The sequence below is a fragment of the Streptomyces sp. NBC_01017 genome, from assembly GCF_045162795.1.
GTDB classification, from domain to species: domain Bacteria; phylum Actinomycetota; class Actinomycetes; order Streptomycetales; family Streptomycetaceae; genus Streptomyces; species Streptomyces machairae.
The window spans coordinates 10,671,855-10,689,725 of sequence record NZ_CP108683.1; the positions used below are offsets into that span (position 1 = coordinate 10,671,855).

The 17,871-nt window shown below is 64.8% G+C and carries 15 protein-coding genes and 5 pseudogenes; 13 read left to right on the plus strand and 7 right to left on the minus strand.

Going from position 1 to position 17,871, the window contains the following annotated elements; genetic code table 11:
* The first annotated feature begins 138 nt into the window (after positions 1–138).
* From OG331_RS48860 to OG331_RS48870, 3 genes are all read left to right on the plus strand, one after another.
* A complete protein-coding gene (locus tag OG331_RS48860) occupies positions 139–1,185 on the plus strand; it encodes a transposase (RefSeq protein ID WP_406191454.1) in 1,047 nt (348 codons plus the stop codon).
* Between the two features lie 138 nt (positions 1,186–1,323).
* Positions 1,324–1,617 carry a transposase gene (locus OG331_RS48865; RefSeq protein ID WP_406191452.1) on the plus strand — a complete coding sequence of 98 codons (294 nt, stop codon included), beginning with the start codon at positions 1,324–1,326 and terminating at the stop codon, positions 1,615–1,617.
* A gap of 3 nt (positions 1,618–1,620) precedes the next feature.
* Entirely contained in the window at positions 1,621–1,869 is a 249-nt protein-coding gene (locus OG331_RS48870) for a hypothetical protein (protein WP_406191450.1), read from the plus strand.
* 39 nt (positions 1,870–1,908) lie between these two features.
* On the opposite strand, the pseudogene OG331_RS48875 reads toward OG331_RS48870, so the two are convergent.
* Positions 1,909–2,004: pseudogene (locus OG331_RS48875) on the minus strand (IS200/IS605 family transposase); the annotation flags it as partial.
* Positions 2,005–2,017: 13 nt separating this feature from the next.
* Between OG331_RS48875 and OG331_RS48880 the strand changes: the two are divergent.
* The 4 genes from OG331_RS48880 to OG331_RS48895 all read left to right on the plus strand — a co-directional run bounded on the left by OG331_RS48880 (position 2,018) and on the right by OG331_RS48895 (position 6,611).
* Complete coding sequence (locus tag OG331_RS48880) at positions 2,018–2,215, plus strand: hypothetical protein (RefSeq protein ID WP_406191448.1); 198 nt, start codon at positions 2,018–2,020, stop codon at positions 2,213–2,215.
* A 756-nt stretch (positions 2,216–2,971) separates the two neighbouring features.
* Positions 2,972–3,505, plus strand: a complete 534-nt coding sequence (locus tag OG331_RS48885) for a hypothetical protein (protein WP_406191446.1) — start codon at positions 2,972–2,974, stop codon at positions 3,503–3,505.
* A 42-nt stretch (positions 3,506–3,547) separates the two neighbouring features.
* Positions 3,548–4,759 carry a hypothetical protein gene (locus tag OG331_RS48890; protein WP_406191444.1) on the plus strand — a complete coding sequence of 404 codons (1,212 nt, stop codon included), beginning with the start codon at positions 3,548–3,550 and terminating at the stop codon, positions 4,757–4,759.
* A gap of 1,396 nt (positions 4,760–6,155) precedes the next feature.
* Positions 6,156–6,611 (plus strand): hypothetical protein, encoded by a 456-nt coding sequence (locus tag OG331_RS48895; RefSeq protein ID WP_406191442.1) that lies wholly within the window; start codon positions 6,156–6,158, stop codon positions 6,609–6,611.
* Positions 6,612–6,900: 289 nt separating this feature from the next.
* On the opposite strand, the pseudogene OG331_RS48900 reads toward OG331_RS48895, so the two are convergent.
* Together OG331_RS48900 and OG331_RS48905 are read right to left on the minus strand one after the other, a co-directional pair.
* Positions 6,901–7,271 (minus strand): annotated as a pseudogene (locus OG331_RS48900) (IS5/IS1182 family transposase); the annotation flags it as partial.
* A 24-nt stretch (positions 7,272–7,295) separates the two neighbouring features.
* Entirely contained in the window at positions 7,296–7,487 is a 192-nt protein-coding gene (locus OG331_RS48905) for a hypothetical protein (protein WP_406191441.1), read from the minus strand.
* A gap of 553 nt (positions 7,488–8,040) precedes the next feature.
* Between OG331_RS48905 and OG331_RS48910 the strand changes: the two genes are divergently transcribed.
* On the plus strand, positions 8,041–8,976 hold the full coding sequence (locus OG331_RS48910; protein WP_406191439.1) for an NADP-dependent oxidoreductase: 936 nt from the start codon (positions 8,041–8,043) through the stop codon (positions 8,974–8,976).
* A 208-nt stretch (positions 8,977–9,184) separates the two neighbouring features.
* On the opposite strand, the pseudogene OG331_RS48915 reads toward OG331_RS48910, so the two are convergent.
* Positions 9,185–9,909 (minus strand): annotated as a pseudogene (locus OG331_RS48915) (IS5/IS1182 family transposase); the annotation flags it as partial.
* Between the two features lie 81 nt (positions 9,910–9,990).
* Here OG331_RS48915 and OG331_RS48920 point away from each other — a divergent pair.
* Both OG331_RS48920 and OG331_RS48925 read left to right on the plus strand, forming a co-directional pair.
* Positions 9,991–11,940: a hypothetical protein gene (locus OG331_RS48920; RefSeq protein WP_406191437.1), complete on the plus strand. Its 1,950-nt coding sequence runs from the start codon at positions 9,991–9,993 to the stop codon at positions 11,938–11,940.
* A 229-nt stretch (positions 11,941–12,169) separates the two neighbouring features.
* Complete coding sequence (locus tag OG331_RS48925; RefSeq protein ID WP_406191435.1) at positions 12,170–12,499, plus strand: transposase; 330 nt, start codon at positions 12,170–12,172, stop codon at positions 12,497–12,499.
* Positions 12,500–12,771: 272 nt separating this feature from the next.
* Here OG331_RS48925 and OG331_RS48930 read toward each other — a convergent pair whose 3' ends face one another.
* The gene (locus OG331_RS48930; RefSeq protein ID WP_406191433.1) at positions 12,772–13,089 is read right to left on the minus strand and encodes a hypothetical protein; all 318 of its coding nucleotides are present in this window, start codon (positions 13,087–13,089) and stop codon (positions 12,772–12,774) included.
* Between the two features lie 278 nt (positions 13,090–13,367).
* Between OG331_RS48930 and OG331_RS48935 the strand changes: the two genes are divergently transcribed.
* Entirely contained in the window at positions 13,368–14,531 is a 1,164-nt protein-coding gene (locus OG331_RS48935; RefSeq protein ID WP_406191431.1) for a low temperature requirement protein A, read from the plus strand.
* Positions 14,532–14,666: 135 nt separating this feature from the next.
* A pseudogene (locus OG331_RS48940) lies at positions 14,667–14,825 on the plus strand (IS5/IS1182 family transposase); the annotation flags it as partial.
* A 20-nt stretch (positions 14,826–14,845) separates the two neighbouring features.
* Here OG331_RS48940 and OG331_RS48945 read toward each other — a convergent pair.
* Positions 14,846–15,675 (minus strand): IS5 family transposase gene (locus tag OG331_RS48945; protein ID WP_406210838.1). Its coding sequence is split into 2 segments (ribosomal slippage): positions 14,846–15,339 and positions 15,339–15,675, totalling 831 coding nucleotides; the frame shifts between segments, so codons are not numbered across the junction.
* Between the two features lie 373 nt (positions 15,676–16,048).
* Between OG331_RS48945 and OG331_RS48950 the strand changes: the two genes are divergently transcribed.
* Positions 16,049–17,239, plus strand: coding sequence for an RNA-guided endonuclease TnpB family protein (locus OG331_RS48950; RefSeq protein ID WP_406191429.1), 1,191 nt, complete (start codon positions 16,049–16,051; stop codon positions 17,237–17,239).
* Here OG331_RS48950 and OG331_RS48955 read toward each other — a convergent pair.
* Positions 17,129–17,746 (minus strand): annotated as a pseudogene (locus OG331_RS48955) (alpha/beta hydrolase); the annotation flags it as partial. The gene OG331_RS48950 and the pseudogene OG331_RS48955 sit on opposite strands and share 111 nt — an antisense overlap.
* Positions 17,747–17,871 lie beyond the last annotated feature (125 nt).

Below are 17,871 nucleotides of genomic sequence, written 5' to 3' on the forward strand. Positions count from 1 at the left end.
CTCCCTGCCGCACTCTTCAGCATGATCTAGCGCGGAACCCTGGGCGTGAAGGACTCCGTTGGGAAATCCGTAAACCGGTGATGACGAGCGTGGCGGGCTGCCATGATCGGCCTGTTCGTCGATCGAGGGTGGGGCTGGATGTCGCTGGAGCCGCGGGCTGTGCGCGGAGTGCCGGAGCTGACTGCGCGGGTGGTGCGGGCTTCGTTTCCGAAGGGGACGCTTGCGGTCCGTGTTCGGGAGGCGCTCGGTCCGCTGTTCGAGGACGAGTCGTTCGCGGGGGCTTTCCCCGGACGGGGGCGGCCGGCGGTCTCGCCCGGGGCACTGGCGCTGGTGTCGGTGCTGCAGTGTGCCGAGGGGCTTACCGACCGGCAGGCCGCTGACCAGGTCCGGGCCCGGATGGACTGGAAGTTCCTCCTCGGCCTTGAGCTGGACGACCCGGGGTTCGACTTCTCCGTTCTTGGCGACTTCCGTGCCCGGCTGATCGGGCACGGCCTGGAGGAGAAGGTCCTGGACCTGGTCCTTGAGCGGATTTCCGGGGTCGGGCTGCTGCGCGCGGGGGGCCGGCAGCGGACCGACTCCACCCACGTGCTCGCGGCGGTGGGGACGTTGAACCGGATGGAGTTCGTGGGCGAGACCCTGCGGGCTGCCCTGGAGGCCCTGTCGGCGGCGGCCCCGCAGTGGCTGTCCGCGCTGGTCACCGCGGACTGGGCCAGACGATACGGCGCCCGGATTGACTCCTACCGCTTCCCCAAGGGGGAGAACGTGCGTCAGGAGTGGGCCGAGCAGGTAGGCCGTGACGGCTTCATGGTCCTTGAGGCCGCCTTCGGTCCCGGCTCTCCGGGCTGGCTGCGGGAGATCCCTGCCGTTCAGGTCCTGCGCCGGGCCTGGGTCGAGCAGTACCACCGTGATGGCGAGGGGGTGCACTGGCGGGAGGGCAAGGACCTCCCGCCGGGCAGACGCCGCCTGTCCTCGCCCTATGACCCGGACGCCCGCTACGGCGTGAAGCGGGGATCGGGCTGGTGCGGCTACAAGACGCACCTGAGCGAGACCTCGCGAATCCGATGTCCCGCATCTGATCATCCACGTGGTCACCACGGATGCGACGGTCGCCGACACCGAGCTGACCGACGTGATCCACCAAGGCCTGACCGCACGGAAGTTACTGCCTGCCGAGCACGACGTTGACGCCGGCTATGTCACCGCCGCGCACATCGTCACCGCCCGGAACGAGTACGGGATCGAGTTGGTGGGGCCGGTCGGACTGGACACCTGCCACGAGAACCACGAAGGCGAGCACTTCACGCAGAGCGCCTTCACCGTCGATTGGCAGGCCCGCAAGGTCATCTGCCCCGAGGCAAGATCAGCGCCAGCTGGTCCGACCAGCGAAAGAGCAGCCAAACTCCCGTCGCGCGGGTCCACTTCACTGCCCAGGACTGCGGGAGCTGCCCCGTACGCGAGAAGTGCACCAAGGCGGCGAACGGCAAATGGGGCCGCAGTCTGACATTGCTTCCCCGGGGCCAGCAGGAGGCGTTGGAAGCGCGGCGCCGCGAGCAGCTGACCGACGAGTGGCAGCAGCGTTACAACATCCGCGCCGGCGTGGAAGGCACGATCTCCTAGGCAGTGCGGCGCACCCGCATCCGCCGGACCCGCTACACCGGCCTGCCCAAGACCCACCTCGGCCACGTCTTCGGCGCCACCGCCATCAACGTCATCCGACTCGACGCCTGGCTCACCGAAACCCCACTCGGCGAGACCAGGACCTCGCATCTGGCCGACTTGACCTGGCCGCATAAAGGCCCCGCCCACACCCCGTTTACGGATTTCCCAACGGAGTCGGTCACGCCCGGGAGGAAGCGCTTCTCAAGATAGGGGTGACCCGCACAGGCGCACGGGTCTGCACTGTTGGCCTCAGTCGGGACGCTTCTGGTTCTCGTACTCCTTGATGATCGTCGGCGGTGCGCCGCCGCAGGATGCGGCGAAGTAGGACGGGGACCAGAAGTGGTCGCCCCACAGGTACGTGCGGATTGCCACCACGTCCACCGGCTACCAGGCCGCCGGGCGCGGTCTGAATCGGTACCACAAGCGGCAGCTTGACTTGCGGGCCAAGCTCCAGAAGAAGCGCACCGAGAGCGCGAAGCGCCGGTTGAAGGAGCGCTCCCGCCGCGAACAGTGGCACGCCGCGAACGCCAACCACATCATGGCAAGACGATCGTGACCGAGGCTGAAAGCACCTCGGCCGGGATCTCCCTGGAAGAACTCCGCCGCACTCCCAGCGCGCACGACTTTCTCTACTCCATCAAGCCCCGGCTGCGCTCCGCTCCGCCGGGCGCGCTTCCCGGCTCCGCCGACCTCCGCGCTCATGCCTTCGGCCCGCGCTGCGGGCGCTGCGCCGACGCGCGCTTACGTGTGGACAGGACCGGTAGCCAAGGGTAGATCAGCGCAGAGCGCGGCCCCCGGTCACAGCGGTGCCTCCGGCGGGGGATCGGCCGGCACGGGGATCGAGGGGGTGCCCCTGCCGGGCGCGGGCGCGTGGGGGTGGTCCCGTCCCGCACACCGCCGGCCCAGGCGAAGCCGAGCAGAGACGGCCCATGGCGTCCAGGTCGCACGTCCGGTAGGGCGCTCCACCTGGACGCCATGGACCGCGTCCGCTCCACATGCGTGTGGGTCGACGGCGTACGGGACGGGAGCCAGGGCAGGTGGTGGGCTGAAGCCGCCGCCGTGAGGGCAGGTGCGGAGGCAGCTTAGAGGGTACCGGGACTGGCCCCGTGGGCAGTGGGCCCCGCTGCTGAAGCTGTGGTGCGATTTGCATATCTCTCTCACCGGACCGACGGGTGCCGTGGCACCGGCCAGCTTTGCGGCGCCGCACGGCGTGCGTTGCCAAGTGCTTGTATGACAAATCCCGCTCTCACGGGACAGCTGGCTGACAGCTGGCCCGGAGGGGCGGCGTGCCCCACCGTCAGAAAGGACCCCCATGAGCACTCTCGAACAGGCTCAAGAATTCGCAGCGCAAATCGCATCGTACGTAATGACCGGGTTCTGGCCTGAGTCTGGGGTCACTGACCCCGTCAGCTACCAAACAATCACAGAAAAATTCTATCCGGAGCGGGCGACCAGAGCGGCCGACATAGTTAGCCATTGGGACGGCAGCCCGGATGATGACGTGAAGCAGATAATAAAGATCCTGCAAGATCCATCAGGGGGCTATGCGCTAGACGTGGACGTTGTGGCGGCCGCTCTATTGCCTATGTATTCCGCCGGGGGTGCAGGAGTCGACGCCCCAGATCCGGGCGGCGCGGAGTATGTCCCTGCATATCCCGGCACCCAGGAGAACGAGCCCCTTCTCACACTCGACGAGTGCGACGCGCTGAAAGTCCTTATGGATGCCTTTACTGGCCTCTCGCCGGATGCCGGAGAGGAACAGTTCAAAACAGAAGCGAAGAAGTATCTGACCGGGCTCGGGATCGACGCGGATGTGGTCGAAGAAGCGGCCGCCTCCGGGAATTGACCTATCGCAGATTCGGTATTTGGATACACGGGAGGAATGGCCATGGAATCGGAAGGAAACAGCTCCGGGGAGGAGCTCCAGTCTCTCACGAGCTCTGCCGTCAATAGTCCGGACAACGATTATAACCCCACGGATCCCGGCGCCGCAGAAAGTTCACCACTGCCTGCATCCCGGGAGATTAGGGGTGGTTCGCGGGTCAAGAAGGCAAACGAGGAGAAGAAGCCTCTCGGCATCGTACGGCCGGAGCTCACCATACAGTTGGAGCGCACCGACAAGGAAAAGGCGCTCCGTGCTATCGAAAGCGCGATCGACCGGATGGGCAGGGATGTGGGTGGCGCCGTTAAAGGCCCGGAAAACTTGGCGGACGTCCAGGACCGACAAACGTTTGTTAGACGTCTCATGAAGCAGATTCGAAAAAGGTATGATGGCCTGAGTCAAGGCGAACTTGACGATATCAAGGAGCATGCCTGGGCAGTTCTCGAGAGGGGGGTGAATATGCGCGACGTTCTCGTGGCTGAGGGGGAAACGTCCATGGAACAGAAGGCGAATACTCGCAGCAAGGGCAGGACCACGGGCGAGAAAGCGCAGCAGGTCGCGGGGGTGGCCTTGATACTGTCCGGGGTTTCGAGCATCGCATTGGGAACTGCTCAGACAATTCAAGCTATTGGGTGGGATACGCGTTTCGACAATGCGCCCGGCAGGGACACGACCCTCCCGGCCTCGGCAGGTAACGAGACAAACCCGAGTAACGCGGTGCCAGCGTCGGACCCAAAGTGGGCCGAGGGGCAGTGGTTTGGCCGAATGGCCGAGAGTAATTTGGCTTCCGGTCCTGCCTTCATTGGCGTCGGAATTGGTCAGATCGCTATGGGCGTTGCGGTGCTCAGGAACTACATGGGGTGGCTTCAGAAGTGTTGCGGCGACACCACCCATCAGCAAGACATCGACCGGGAAAACGCACAGGACGAAGCCAAACCCTACGATACAACGCTGGAAAGAACCTTCTGGATCAAAAAAGAATCCGACCAGGCCTGGGATGCGCAGCAGAGCAAGTTCACAGACCTGAAGCGTGAATTCGGCCGAGGGAAAAAGGGAGAAGATGCCGAGAGCGAAAGGATGCTGCGGTTGGAGCAGATAAGAGCCGAGCTTGCGCGGCTCGAAACAGTCGTGAACGTGCTGGAAAGACTCCGGATGGAAGCCGAATACTACAGGGACGAAATTTACAGAAGATATGCAACAAAGCACCCTCCGGGGTGACGGTCTCCGCATGTGGCCAGTGGCCCGTGGATGGGCGGTGGCAGTCTCGCCTGGCGGCACAGTGGCCCCAGGCCGCGGCATGAGCCCCTGCCGTTCCCCCAGCTGCTGACAGACGGTCGCACGGGTGGGGCGGCCCGGCCTCTCAAGTGAACAGTCCCGACGCTGGGCCGTCCGTGGGCCGTGTGAGGGAGCCCGAGGCCGGACAACGACGACGGACACTGACAACCGAGCCAGAGCCGCCAGCAGTGAAAGCCCAGGTCAGTACCGCTCAATCATACGGGTTTCCCTCGGCGGCGGTCGGGCAAGATGGAACGTTTTCTTCCCCTCGCGCGAGTACGGTCCCCAGGCACACCCGAAATACCGAGCCTCCCGCTCCAAGCCATCTACACCGGGCCCAGAGGGGCCAGGCGGTGGCGGCTGTGACGATGGGTGTTCGCCGCGTGAAGCGCTCGTAGCCTCCGATGCGCAAGTCGCTTCGGCCAACAGGCGGTTGTTCAGGTCTCACTTGTGGTCTCGGTTGCCGCTTCTTCCGTAGGCATCCGTATCGCTCCGCCGCGGTTTAGGGCCGGGTCAAGGTGACCTGCCACTCCCGCTCGGCCCTGAGTAGCCGGGCGTTTCGTGTTCCGCTCCGGCGACGACGAGGAGCGCGATGTGTATGGCGGTCGGCCTTTGTGTAGGAGGCTCAGCGCGTGGTGGCCAGCCATACCGGCGTTGGATTGGCGCCGCTGGGCAGGCGGTCGACCCGCAGGTGGATCACGGTCCCTTTCGAGAGCGATGTGTGTGATCTGACGATCACAATGAAGCGGGCGCAGCGTTTGATGGTGTGTCAGGGGCGAGTGTTTTAAGGGACACTCCTCACAGCATGCCCGCCCCCAGGCAACGGACAGTTGGACCAAGTGGGGGGTGGAAATCCGCAAATGCAGCTCAGTACACGTTTCGGTGTCTCCGGCCTGGAAGCACGGATGCGACCAGCCTGACTGCTGGGCCGCGACAGGCTTGCCCAGTAGCGCAGGCGTTCCTGTCCCATCGTGATACGGAACGGTTTTGAGCGTCCGCTCCGAACAGGCCTGGAATACACTCCGGAAACCGGGTCATCCGGCCCCGGCCGTCCGTGACGGGCAGACGAAGGTGGGCCTTCCACCCTTTCCATTTAATCGGGCAGGCAAGCAATGCCACACAAGAAACTCGATATTTTGACGGACAAAGGGTTCGTCATCCTCAACCGGGTAGGGGATGAGATAGACCCGCGGAGTGGACGTCTCCCACCTACCATGACTGGAAGTCAGGCGGGGATACGAACTTCGCTGTTCTCGCCTCGGCGGTCGGGGATGAAGACCCTCATGGCTTCTGGGAGCACGGAAAACCGGACAAGGACGGCGTCTGGACGCCGGCCGTCATGAAGTCCCCTTCCTTGCAACGGTGGGTAGAGCATGCCGGGACGAGATTCGGACGTGTACGCATCATCAAGCTGCAGCCCTCGCCCAGCTACGACAAGGTCGCCAACAGTTACCTCCATCTCGATGACAACAATCGCCTCAACCCCGACGGAGAAGGCTGGATAGTCCGTGCCTGGCTGAACCTGACTGATGACCCTGACAGTTACATGATTGTCCGTGAAGACAGAGACGACCCCGCGACAGAGAGCCGGATCCCCCTTCCTCGGGGGGCGCTGTTCGTCGTTGACACAGAACGGCTGTGGCACGCTGTGTACCACGCAGGGCCGGAACCTCGCTACGCGATGATCACCAGTTTTGAGAGCGGACCGCAGCTGCAGCGCTGGATCGAGCGCAACCAGCACCAGGCGCTGTTTCTCGGATCTCCTGACTTGGGCGGGATGTTGGGGCCAGGCTGACTCCGAGCCGTGCCAGGGCGTCCTGGGGTTCCCGATCCGTGGTGCACTGGGCGTGCGGCCAGCCGAATCGATGGACACCGTTCGCCGGGTCATCGAGCAGTTGCACCCTGACGGTCTGGCCGTGCTGCCGGCCTGCCGGTGCGGACCGTGACTGACCTGTGCGGCTGGCGGCGGATGGCAAGAGCGCCCGGGGTTCACGCACCCGGACGCGGACTGCGGCTCACCTCTTGGCCGTCATCGACCAGGATGACCAGGTCATTGCCCAGCCGCGGATCCCCGACAGACCATCGGTAGGGATCAACGTCCTGTCGACAATAGTGACGAAGGCGCCCTGCCCGGACCGACGAGGGCCTCGTGCAGGCCGGGAGCCCAGGCAGTCAGGACCTTGACTGTCTCGTCCGCGTATCGCCACGTCGTCGCCTCCGGCACCCCGGACCCGGCCCTCATCTGAGCGAAGGTCTCGTTCTTCGGCATGTGGGCCAGGACCGGCAAGGCCTGTTTGAAGCAACCCGGCTTCCGTCAGGGAGAGTTCGGTTCACGCCTTCGGGCGTAGATCAGCCAGGCGACATGCTCGACCAGCTCGTACCGGGACGTCGAGCATGGAAGGGTACGGAACCAACAAAGCCCCTCGGCCGCCGGTGTGATGAGTGGAGTCACCACGCCGACGACGAGGGCTCTGTCACATCACCACCGCCGCTGACCAGCCCATTTCACCTTGCCGCACAGGATGAAGAGGTTCAGTTGGGCGACGGTCCTGTTGTCGTCCGTCATGGCGGCGAGCAGGTGCGCGGTCGGCGCATCGCCGTCGCGGGAGCCGTGGGCGCTCTTGCCGTCCGCGGCCACCGACTCCGTCCCGGCCGGAGCCTCGCCGGTCAAGTCGGCCAGTCCGCCCGGGCGTGCACCGGTTACCACGGCGGATGCGGCGATCGGTAGCACTGCCACGAACGGGTGACGCACACCCGGCGAGGGTGCGGGTCCGGCAGCCTGACCAGTCACTCAGCCAGCGACAGCCCCGAACACCGCGCCAGTGCAGGCGACTTGATGAGACAGACGGTGGCAGACCGACGGCACATCGAGGCTCCGGTCCTGAACGGTGACTGGCAAAGTCATCCGTCCACAGCGGGAGCCTCGATCTGTTCGTAGCGGCTCTCACCGACATCGTCACCACGCCGTGACCAGCACCTTCACCCACTCGCCAGGACTTTGGAACAGCCCTGGGGCTGCACGGCGTTGACCACGTTGCCTTAAAGGGAATCTCAGTGCCTGCCTCTTGGAGTGATCTTTCCATGCTGAGCTTCCGAATCGGCTCGATCGAAATAGGATTCCGAAGGCCGCCGGGTTTTCCTGCAGGACTGGCCGAGTGACTGAACCTTGAAGCCGCCTGGGTACCCGCCGGTACTTCTCAAGCAGTGCGACCAAAGGAGCCATCATGAAGGCAGCAGTCATCACCCGGTTCGGCCAGATCGGCGATGTTGTGGAGGTCAGGGATGTCCCCGTCCCGGTCGTCGGGCCGCGTGATGTGCTGATCGAGGTCCGCGCGGCTGGCGTGAACCCGGTGGATTGCCTGATGGTGAAGGGCTTCATGGCGTCCGCGGAGCTGACGCAAATGCGGGTCCTTGGCAGCGAGGTGGCTGGTGTGGTGACCGCCGCTGGTGACGAGGTGACGCGGTTCTCGGTGGGGGAGGAGGTGTTCGCCCGGGTCGACCCGCGGGTGGGCGGGGCGTTCGCCGAGTATGTGGCCGTCCATGAGGAGCTGGTCGCCGCCAAGCCGGCGAGCCTGTCGTTCGAGGAGGCGGCCGGCCTGCCTCTGGTCGCGCTCACTGCCTGGCAGGCTCTGACCGAGCAGGCCGAGGTCGGGGCCGGAACGCGGGTGCTGGTCCATGGCGGGGCGGGCGGGGTGGGCTCCGCCGCCGTCCAGATCGCCAAGCATCTCGGTGCCGAGGCCATAGCCACCGCGAGTGCCGACGGGGTGGAACTGGTCCGCGAGTTGGGCGCTGACCAGGTTATCGACTACCGGGCCGAGAAGTTCGATGAACTCCTTTCCGGGGTCGACGTGGTCCTGGACACCATCGGCGGGGACACTCAGGAGCGTTCCTTCCGTGTCCTCAGGTCCGGCGGCACCCTGGTGTCCATCGTCCCGATCGCGGACGTGGAGGCCAAGAAGGCCCAGTGGGGGGTCCAGGCGCGCAGCTTCTTCATGCGCCCCAACGGCGAGCAGCTGGCCCGCCTCGCCGCCCTGGTGGAATCCCGAGAGCTCCGGCTGATCGTGGAAACCGTCTTTCCCCTCGACCGCACCTCCGAGGCCCTGCTCAAGGTCGAGCGCGGCGGCGCCCGGGGCAAGACCGTCATCACCGTCCGATCCTGACCCGCAGCTCCGCGCTGACGAGGGCCCAGCACACGATGAGGAGCACCTCGCTGCCTGAAGGGGAGAACCGCTCAAGCTCGGCTGGAGGAACCGCATACTCAGTGCGACCATCGGCCGCAGGGCAGCTAAGGGTTGTCCCGTAAATGATCTTCGAGTTGTTGGAGACGCGGTCGACTGCTGTGCGGCTCGTTCGCCTATCCGGCGAGGTGAGGTTGTGCAGGTGGGCGTTGCCGAGCATGGGGTGGTCGACGCGGTCGCCTTTCAGGCAGTCGCGCGGGGTCTTCCAGCTCTTCGTGCGGACGCAGGGCCGCTCGGCGCGGGTGCGGGCCCGCTGGTGTTCCTCTTTCCAGGCCGGAAGTCCATCGTCCTTGCGGCGGTGGTGCGGGATGAGTGGTCCGGTGCCCTGGTAGCCGCCGTCGGTGATGGTCCTCGTCTGGCCGACGGCGGCCCTGGCGCCGGATTCCTCGCAGTGGCGGGAGTTGTGCCGGTTGCCCGGCACGGGCTGGCCGGCCAGGCGGGTGTCGGCGTCGGTGACGACCTGACAGGCCGTGCAATAGCGGTAGTTCTTCGACTGCTCGGTGACAGGGTGGTCGCGGGTGGGGCCCAGAGTCTCGTGGGCGATGAGCATGATGTCCTTGCGGAAACGCTGACGCGGCCGCTGGGCGGCCATCCGCCCCAGCTGGTCGATGATCCGGGCAGCGGCCGACGTGGAGATCTCGAAGAGCGGAGCCGGCCGGTGCATCATCACCTCCGTCCGCCCGTAGGCCGCGACCAGCAGACCTTGATCCTCCCGAGACCGGCTCCACCGCCGCCCGCGGTGCACGTCAGCCGCGTGCCTGCCCCGGACGTCACCAACGTGCCGAAGCAGCACGGGCTCAGCCCGGTCAACGGACCCATCCAGGACGGCACCAATGCCGTGATCACACCAACCACACGAAGACCATCTCGCACCGTGACCAGCCATTACGGGGTAACCCTTGCGAATAGCGGCGACACCGTGCCGGGAGTTTCCATATGTCGCTGAATCAAGACCAAGCAATGGCGTGCGTAGAGTGGTTCGAGAGAAATGGACTTAATCGCGGAGGATTCGGAAGGATCCGGGAAGAGCAGGGTGACCTCCTGAATAGGGTGGTGGCACCCAGGGCGATATTCGAGGCTCCTGGCAAAGTTGTGGCAAGTTACTACGCTGTCATGCCGGAAGGTGGAAAACTGATCGTCTGGGGATGGCGCCTGCACCGGCTCTGCGCATCCGGCCTGAAGTCAGAAAACGATCTCAAAACGGCTCTTTCTGCCCTCAGTGCTTTTTCGCAATTCAAGGGAGGGCCGAGAATTATAGACAGGCTCGGAGACCTCTTCAGTTTGGACCCAGCTGGAACCCTCAGCGGGGCGCGATCGTCGGCCGAGCGCGAGAGACTATTTCTGGCCAAATGGCAAGAGGATCATGTCCTCGTGCAGGAATGGTTCACAAGGGTACATAAAAGATTCCTTGGTGAGTTGGAAGAGATTCGTCTCACCCTCACAGAAAATCTCGTTGAGGCAACGAGGAAGATCTTGGAGGACGGGGAATTCCTCCAACAGGCAGGGATCGCGTACAATCAGCCACCCGTATTCCGGGATTCCCGGACGGATCGTGACGCCACCAGCGCAACTGCGACAGCCACGCAAGCGAGCGCACGCCTCGAACAACTGAGGGAAACCTGGGGGCAGACTTCAGCTCCTGCCAAGGCCATGCTCCGATCCGCCATCGACTTCTACACAAGCCTCCTTGAAGCCGCTCGCTCTGAGGCGTTGACCTGGGAAGAGCCGTCTCAGGCCTTTCACGACGCAGTCGCAGGAGAGATAAAGAAGGCGACCAGAGGCATCGACGAGCTGGAGGAGCGGATGAATCGACCCGTTCCCGCCGGGACCGACCTCAGTCGAACTGCCGAGGAGATTCTGACCCTGTTTCGCCGCGCCAGGGCAGCCCTCGCACAATTGGCAACCGTGATCGACGAGTACGCGGAAGAGCCTCATGTCCTCCAGAACCTGTCGCGAGATCCGCAGCATCTGCGGTGGACGCCAGAGCAACTGCGCCTCGGCATGAACGACCTTGCCAAGACGGAGGAGATCCTCGCCCAGGCCACCTCTGTCGTCGACATCGCCGTACAGATCCAGACGCTGCCGAAGCCCGGCACGGATCTCGACTCTGCCACCTGGCCTCGGCGCCACATCGACGGCATGAAGGCTCGTGTCACACAGGCTCGTGAACGCCTGGAGCAAGCCACCACGGGCACTCCTCAGTCCGCTGACCTGTCCCTTGCCTCCGGACACCACAAGGCGGCGCAGGCAATCGACACCGCTCGGGCCACGCTCGCCATCGCCGAGGAACTGACCGACAACGCCAACTGGTTCCACCAATTCATAACTGCCGCGCACCGTGACGGGACCGCCAACACTCAGGGAGCCGAGTTCGTACCCGGCGTCACCTGGACCTCCCCCGCCGATTTCATCGACTTGGTCAGCACGAAACTTTGGGATCTGAACACCGCGGACGAGAACTTGCGGGGCGTACTGCTCACTTCCCCACCCGACACCAATGACATCGCGGTCCGGCTCTACGACCTGCGATGGGCAGCCGCCGGACTCGCCAGTTTGATCGACGGCATGGACGCGTACTGCCAACCCCAGCCATGTGACCTTGTCGACTGGCTGGTTTCCGCCGAGAACGCGGCATACTGCACAAAGTGGTCGACCCGCCAATTGACCGGTGCCAAGACATACCTGGAGCGGATGGACGAGGTCTACGAACTCGCCAGAACGGCTGGGCAAAACGCCCGAGACCTCAGGAAACTCGGAGGCCTGGTGGAGGATCCCACCGTGACCCCCTGGCCGCAAGGCCTGATCGAGGAGGTCATCCACCGCAGCACCCTCGCGCTTCAAGCACTGACTCAAACTCTCGCCACTCGTTCCGCTCAAACCTCCTGACTGTCCTCCTCTACACATGCATTCGGTCGGCCGGCGCATGCGCGCAACTGCCTTCTGCTTCTGCTCGCACCCGCAACGTGGCCCCCGCGGCCGACAACCCCAGGCGGCTCACCTTGTGACTGGGCTGCCCGTGCAGACGCGCGCGTTGCTGTGGTGCCATCGCTCAAGACGTCGTCGCCCCCGTGGAGCCGTGGAGCCGTGGAGCTGTCGGTCGACGAGAAAGACGCAGGTGCAGGCCCTGGACCGGACCCAGCCGGTACTACCGGTCACCTTCGCGGCCACGGAGAAGCGCACCCACGACTATGGGCGGCACGGCACCACGACCCTATTCGCCGCGCTGAACGTCACAACCGGTGAAGTGCTGGGCGAGTGCAGGCCGAACCGGAGCGGCGCGAACTTCCTGACATCCCTGAAAGAGGCCGTCAAGCCGCATACGGGGAAGGAAATCCATGTCGTCCTGGACAACCTCTCCACGCATACGACCCCGGACGTGAAGGCGTGGCCGGCGAAGAACCCGCACGTCCACTTCCATTCGCCCCCGTCGGGTCCTCGTAGTTGAACCCTCGAGATCTGGTTCGGGATCATCACCCGGCAGTCCGCGGCACGTTCGCAAGCGTTAACGTCCCCTGGTCAAACAGATCCGCGACCACGTCAACTCCTGGAACGAGAACGCGAAACCCTTCACCAGGACCGCTACCACCGACGTCCTCGCCAAGGTCCGACTGAACCTCTTTCATCCTGAGTATTCGCAGGTGAGGAGGGTGTGGATGGCTGCGACCACTCTGCCGATGCGGTTGGTCGAGCATCGAGCTTAATCAGGATCACGAGACACTAGTTCGCCAAAAAGACACCCACCAGAGTAGCCGGGTCGTACTGTTCGAGGGTCAGATACGTATCGACATATTGTTGCGCGACGGTCGAGTATATATCGAAATGCGCCCCTTGAAGCATGAAGTGCTGCAGCCGCCCCAGGTTCGGCAAATTATGGAAAGTCATCACGTAGCGAGTCATTTGATCATCTTCGGAGTCGCTGGAATCCCCGGTATCCGCAGGTGCGAGATCACCTGGCCACATGTGTACCGCCGCCATACCGCCAGCGACGTTAGTGCCCGTCAAAACGACAATTTCTGGCATGTTTTCCTCTTTCATTCCCTAGTAGTTTGTTTCCTGCGCTCAGAAGTCATGAGTAACAGGACTCATACTAGGAGCATCCCGGCCGGTGGCCGTTATAGATCGGTCCGAGAGGCCGAACGAACGCACCGAATCCACTGCCCCTTCGTGTAACCATCTCTGCTGATGGCAGGGCGGAAGTTGGGGAGGCGCACTTTCTTCGGCGCTGCCCTGCGCCGGGCCCCCAAAAAGGCAGACCGGTCGGCGACGAGGGCACGGGCCCCGACAAGGGGAAGACGAAGCCCCATGATGGGCCGATGGCCACCATTTCCGAAGCACCGCAAAGCGCCACGCCGGACCAGCGGCATGCCGACTGGCTCGAGCTCTTCTTCGATCTTGTCTTTGTTGCACTTGCCGCCCAGCTGTCTCATAGCCTGCATGGAGACCCCAGCCTGCGCGACTTCGCCATCCTGCTGGCGCTCTACTTCCCGCCCTGGTGGATGTGGATCAATTTCACGGTCTCGGCCAATCTCTTCGAGGACGATAGTGCCCGTCGCAGGCTGCTGCTGCTCTCAGCGATGGCTTGCCTGGCTGTGATGGCTGCGGCGGTACCCGACGTGGCGGGGGAGCGCGGGCCCATGTATGCGCTGGGCTATGCGGGGACCCGGTTCGTACTGCTGGGGCTTTGGTGGCCCGCGACCCGCCTCTCTGCGCCGGTCCGGGTGCCGAAGTGGCGGCCGCTTAGCTATTGCCTGGTATCCGGAGTGCTGTGGGCGGTCTCCGCGTTCACGCCGGAGCCCTGGCGCTATGTGCTGTGGGCGCTGTTGATAGTGGCCGAAGTGGCACTGCTGATCACCGCGCGTGGACTGCCCGGGCAGTTGCACAAGAAGCATCTCGTGGAGCGTGTCGGACTGTTCGTGATCATCGTGCTCGGCGAGTCGGTCTTCACCCTGGTCACCTCGACCGACCATGCATGGACCGCCCGTGCAGGCCTCACGGCTCTGCTCGGCTTTGTCCTGCTCGCCGCGCTCTGGTGGTCTTACTTCGACTTCGGAGTGGCCTCGGCCGAGCGGACACTGGATGCCGCCCAGGGACGTCAGGCCTATCTCCTCGTACGAGACACTGCAGGGTTCTTGCACTTCTTCGTGACAGCCTCGGTGATCTGCATCGCCGGCGGGCTCGCAACGACTGTGCACGAGGCCGGACACCACCACCTGCCCGAGGGGGCGGTCATCGCCCTGGCCGGCGGACTGGCGCTGTACCACTTCACCCTCGCCTGTATCGCACTCCGTTATCGCAGCCCGCTGGGTCGGGTGGCCACTTGGGCGGTTCCCGGCGTCGGCATCCCAGTCCTGGTGATCCTCCTCGCCAACTACCTCTCCCCTTGGCTGGTCGTCCTGATTCTCGCGACCGAGGCGATCGCCCATCTGCTGTATGCCAAGGCAATGACCCGCCACCGGCCCGTAGCCGGGATGCCATAAGGAGACGGCATGTACCTGACTGAGCTTCTTCGAGTTGGCCACTGATCGGGTGACGGGCCAGGGTGCGTAACGGGCAAGGCTCCGGACGGTTGAGTGAGAGATCTGACGTCTCAACTCGTTCGCCTGGGAGCCTTGTTGGTCACCTGTCCTGCCGCATTGAATCTTCCGCATGCTCTCGTGGAGTGGGTCACGATGCTGATCGTCATCCGGGAGGGTGACCGTCGGTGCAGGCTGGCGGCCTCCGCGCGGGCTCTCATCACGCTCGTGTACCTGCGTAAGCACGACACCTTGGCCTAGGAGTTGTCGTCAAAGTGTCACGCCCACATCAGGAGCGAGGCGAGAGTGACGGCTGCCTGGTACGACGCGGCGGTCTTGTCGTACCGGGTGGCGATTCCGCGCCACTGCTTCAAGCGGTTGAAGCACCGTTCCACGACGTTGCGCCGCTTGTAGACCTGCTTGTCGAAGGCCGGCGGGCGGCCGCCCCGGCTGCCACGCCGGGCCCGGCTGCCCACCTGGTCGGCCCTCTCCGGAATGGTGTGCGGGATGCTCCGGCGCCGCAGCCAGGTGCGGATCGCCTTCGAGCTGTAGCCCTTGTCACCGATGACATGTCCGGGCCGCACCCGCGGCCGGCCCGGCCCGAGGCGGGGGACCCGGATCGCCTCCATCACGGTGGTGAACTGAGTGCAGTCGTTGGTGTTGCCGCCCGTGACCACCAGAGCCAGCGGGCGGCCCAGGCCGTCGCAGGCCAGATGAATCTTGCTGGTCAGCCCGCCTCTGGAGCGTCCGAGCGCCGGGCTGCGGCGCCCCCTTTTCGGGCCCCGGCCGCGTGCTGGTGGGCCCGGACGATGCTGGAGTCGACCGACACCAGCCAGTCGACGTCCCCGGCCGCGTCAGCCCGGGCCTGCGCGGCCTGCAGCATCCGGTCGAACGTGCCGTCCGCGGCCCAGCGACGGAAACGGGTGTGCAGGCTCGCCCAGGATCCGTACCGCTCGGGCACATCCCGCCAGGCCACCCCGGCCCGGAACTTCCACACGATCCCGTTGAGCACCGTCCGGTCATCCAGCCGAGGCCGCCCCATCGACGTCCGGGGCAGCAACGGCCGCACGAAGTCCCACTCGGCATCGGTCAGTTCATGGCGACGTATCACCCGACCATGATCCACCAATCAAGATCACATTGACGACAGACCCTAGCTCGCCACCGGGTTCCCGGATCCGTGAGAGCACGGCCCACGCCTATCGCCGGCGTGGTCTACGTCGCCTTCGTCGTGGACACCTTCTCCCGCCGCATCGTCGGCTGGTCCGCGGCCACTCGAAGGAGACACGGCTCGTCCTGGACGCCCTCGAGATCACTCTGTGGCAACGAGACCGGGACCAACGCCCCCGCCAGGAAGGCCAGTTGATACACCACAGCGACGCCGGGTCGCAGTACACATCGTTCACGCTCGCCGAACACCTCGAGCGGGCAGGCATCGCCGCCTCGAGCGGCTCGGTCGGCGACGCCACGACAATGCCCTGATGGAGTCCACGATCGACCTGTTCAAGACCGAGTTGATTAAGCCCCGTCGGCCATGGAAGGCACATTCCGAGGTCGAGCCGGCCACCGCCGAGTGGACCGACTGGTACTGCCACCGTCGACTCCACGGTGAGATCGGGAACATCCACCGGTCGAATACGAGACCAACTACTAACCCGAAACCACGAAACCCCAGGTCGCAGTCACAACCTAGAGTCTCGATCAAACCCGGAACGGTTCAGTGGCGCTCGAAGGCGCGTTGGGCGTCCTCGTTCCGTTTCCCCGCCGGGAATCTCATCACCGTGAAACGCCGCGGCCGTAAGTGGGGTCGCGGGAAGCTGCCCAAGTTGGGATGGGTCACCTTTAGGTGGTCACGCCCGCTCGGCGGTGAGGTATGGTCTGCGACCGTCAGCCGCAGGGGCGGCCACTGGTTCGTGTCGTTCCTCGTCAACGACCAGGCGAGAACGCCCGAGCAGCATGCCATGCCGGGTACGGTGGCCGGGATCGACCGGGGCGTGAAGGCGGCGGCCGTCACCTCCGACGGCGAGTTCTTCGACCGGCCCTTCATCACCGCCGGCGAAGCCGTCCGCTTCCGGCGGCTTCAGCAGCAGCTCGCCCGCACGAAGACGGGCAGCGCCAACCGGGTCAGGGTCCGCGCCCGCATGAACAAGATCATGGGCCGGGTCACGAGCCGTCGCGCGGACTTCTGCGCCGTCACGGCCGCGTACCTCACTGCGAAGAACGCACTCGTCGTCCTGGAAGACCTCAAGACCCGCAGCATGACGGCCGCCGCGTCCGGCACGCTCGCCGAGCCCGGCAGCCGTGTGGCCCAGAAACAGGGCCTGAACCGGGCCATCCTCGACAAGGGATGGCACCGCCTCGAACTCGCCCTCACCAGCGCGGCCCGGTACACGGGCACGCGCGTGGTGAAGGTCAACTGCCGCGCAGCCCGGGCTGTGGAGCGGTGCGGCAGGGTGACGGCGGCTGACTTACACGGTGGCCGTAACTGCCTTTTCGATCGTGTCCACTACGGTGTGCGGCTGGGATACGGCGACAGAGTGGCTGGCCGGGACGGACACCACAGTGGCGCCGATGCGCTCGGCGATGCCTCGCTGGGCCTCGGGAGTGACCGTCCGGTCCTGCTCACACAACACATACCAGGAGGGCAGCTGCTGCCATCCCACCTCGCCTGACGCCTCCGACAGACAAGCCGGTGCGGCCGGACCTTGGGAAACGGCCATCACTTCTGCCTCACGAGGCGGCACATCACCGGCGAACAGCTCCGCGAACCGCTCTCGGTCAAGCGTCAGGTATCCCTGCTTGTCGGCCACCACCGCACCCAGTCCCTCCGACGGCGCGAAGCCTTCCAGGACCGCACCCGCGCTCTCTCCCGGCCGGGTCGCGACCGCTGCCACATACACCAGAGCCGACACCTGCTCCGTTCCATGCGAGGCATTGGAGATCACCGCGCCACCGTAGGAGTGTCCCGCCAGCACCACCGGTCCGTCGAACTGTGCCACCGCGCGCCGTACGACAGCCACATCATCGGTCAAGGAACTCAGCGGGAGTTGCACACAGGTGACGCTGTGGCCACGGTCCAGCAGCTCGCGAGCCACCAAGCGCCAGCTCGAGCCGTCCACCCACAGACCATGAACCAGAACCACATTCGCCACAGCTAGTCCCTCACTTCTGTATTGCACTCAGAGAACGCCCATTATTGACCGGACTCCCCAGCGCATAGTGGGCTGCAGCAACCATTGCCCCAAGAGGCGGACTTCTAGGCAATGAAACGGCTTTCACTCGCTGCAAGACACCATCAGGGCAA

What these genes read in the sequence shown, in the direction of transcription:
- OG331_RS48860 (WP_406191454.1), top strand. Translation starts at nt 139, where the DNA reads ATGTCGCTGGAGCCGCGGGCTGTGCGCGGAGTGCCGGAGCTGACTGCG.
- OG331_RS48885 (WP_406191446.1), top strand. Translation starts at nt 2,972, where the DNA reads ATGAGCACTCTCGAACAGGCTCAAGAATTCGCAGCGCAAATCGCATCG.
- OG331_RS48890 (WP_406191444.1), top strand. Translation starts at nt 3,548, where the DNA reads ATGGAATCGGAAGGAAACAGCTCCGGGGAGGAGCTCCAGTCTCTCACG.
- OG331_RS48895 (WP_406191442.1), top strand. Translation starts at nt 6,156, where the DNA reads ATGAAGTCCCCTTCCTTGCAACGGTGGGTAGAGCATGCCGGGACGAGA.
- OG331_RS48910 (WP_406191439.1), top strand. Translation starts at nt 8,041, where the DNA reads ATGAAGGCAGCAGTCATCACCCGGTTCGGCCAGATCGGCGATGTTGTG.
- OG331_RS48920 (WP_406191437.1), top strand. Translation starts at nt 9,991, where the DNA reads ATGTCGCTGAATCAAGACCAAGCAATGGCGTGCGTAGAGTGGTTCGAG.
- OG331_RS48930 (WP_406191433.1), bottom strand. Translation starts at nt 13,089, where the DNA reads ATGAAAGAGGAAAACATGCCAGAAATTGTCGTTTTGACGGGCACTAAC.
- OG331_RS48935 (WP_406191431.1), top strand. Translation starts at nt 13,368, where the DNA reads ATGGCCACCATTTCCGAAGCACCGCAAAGCGCCACGCCGGACCAGCGG.
- OG331_RS48950 (WP_406191429.1), top strand. Translation starts at nt 16,049, where the DNA reads ATGGAGTCCACGATCGACCTGTTCAAGACCGAGTTGATTAAGCCCCGT.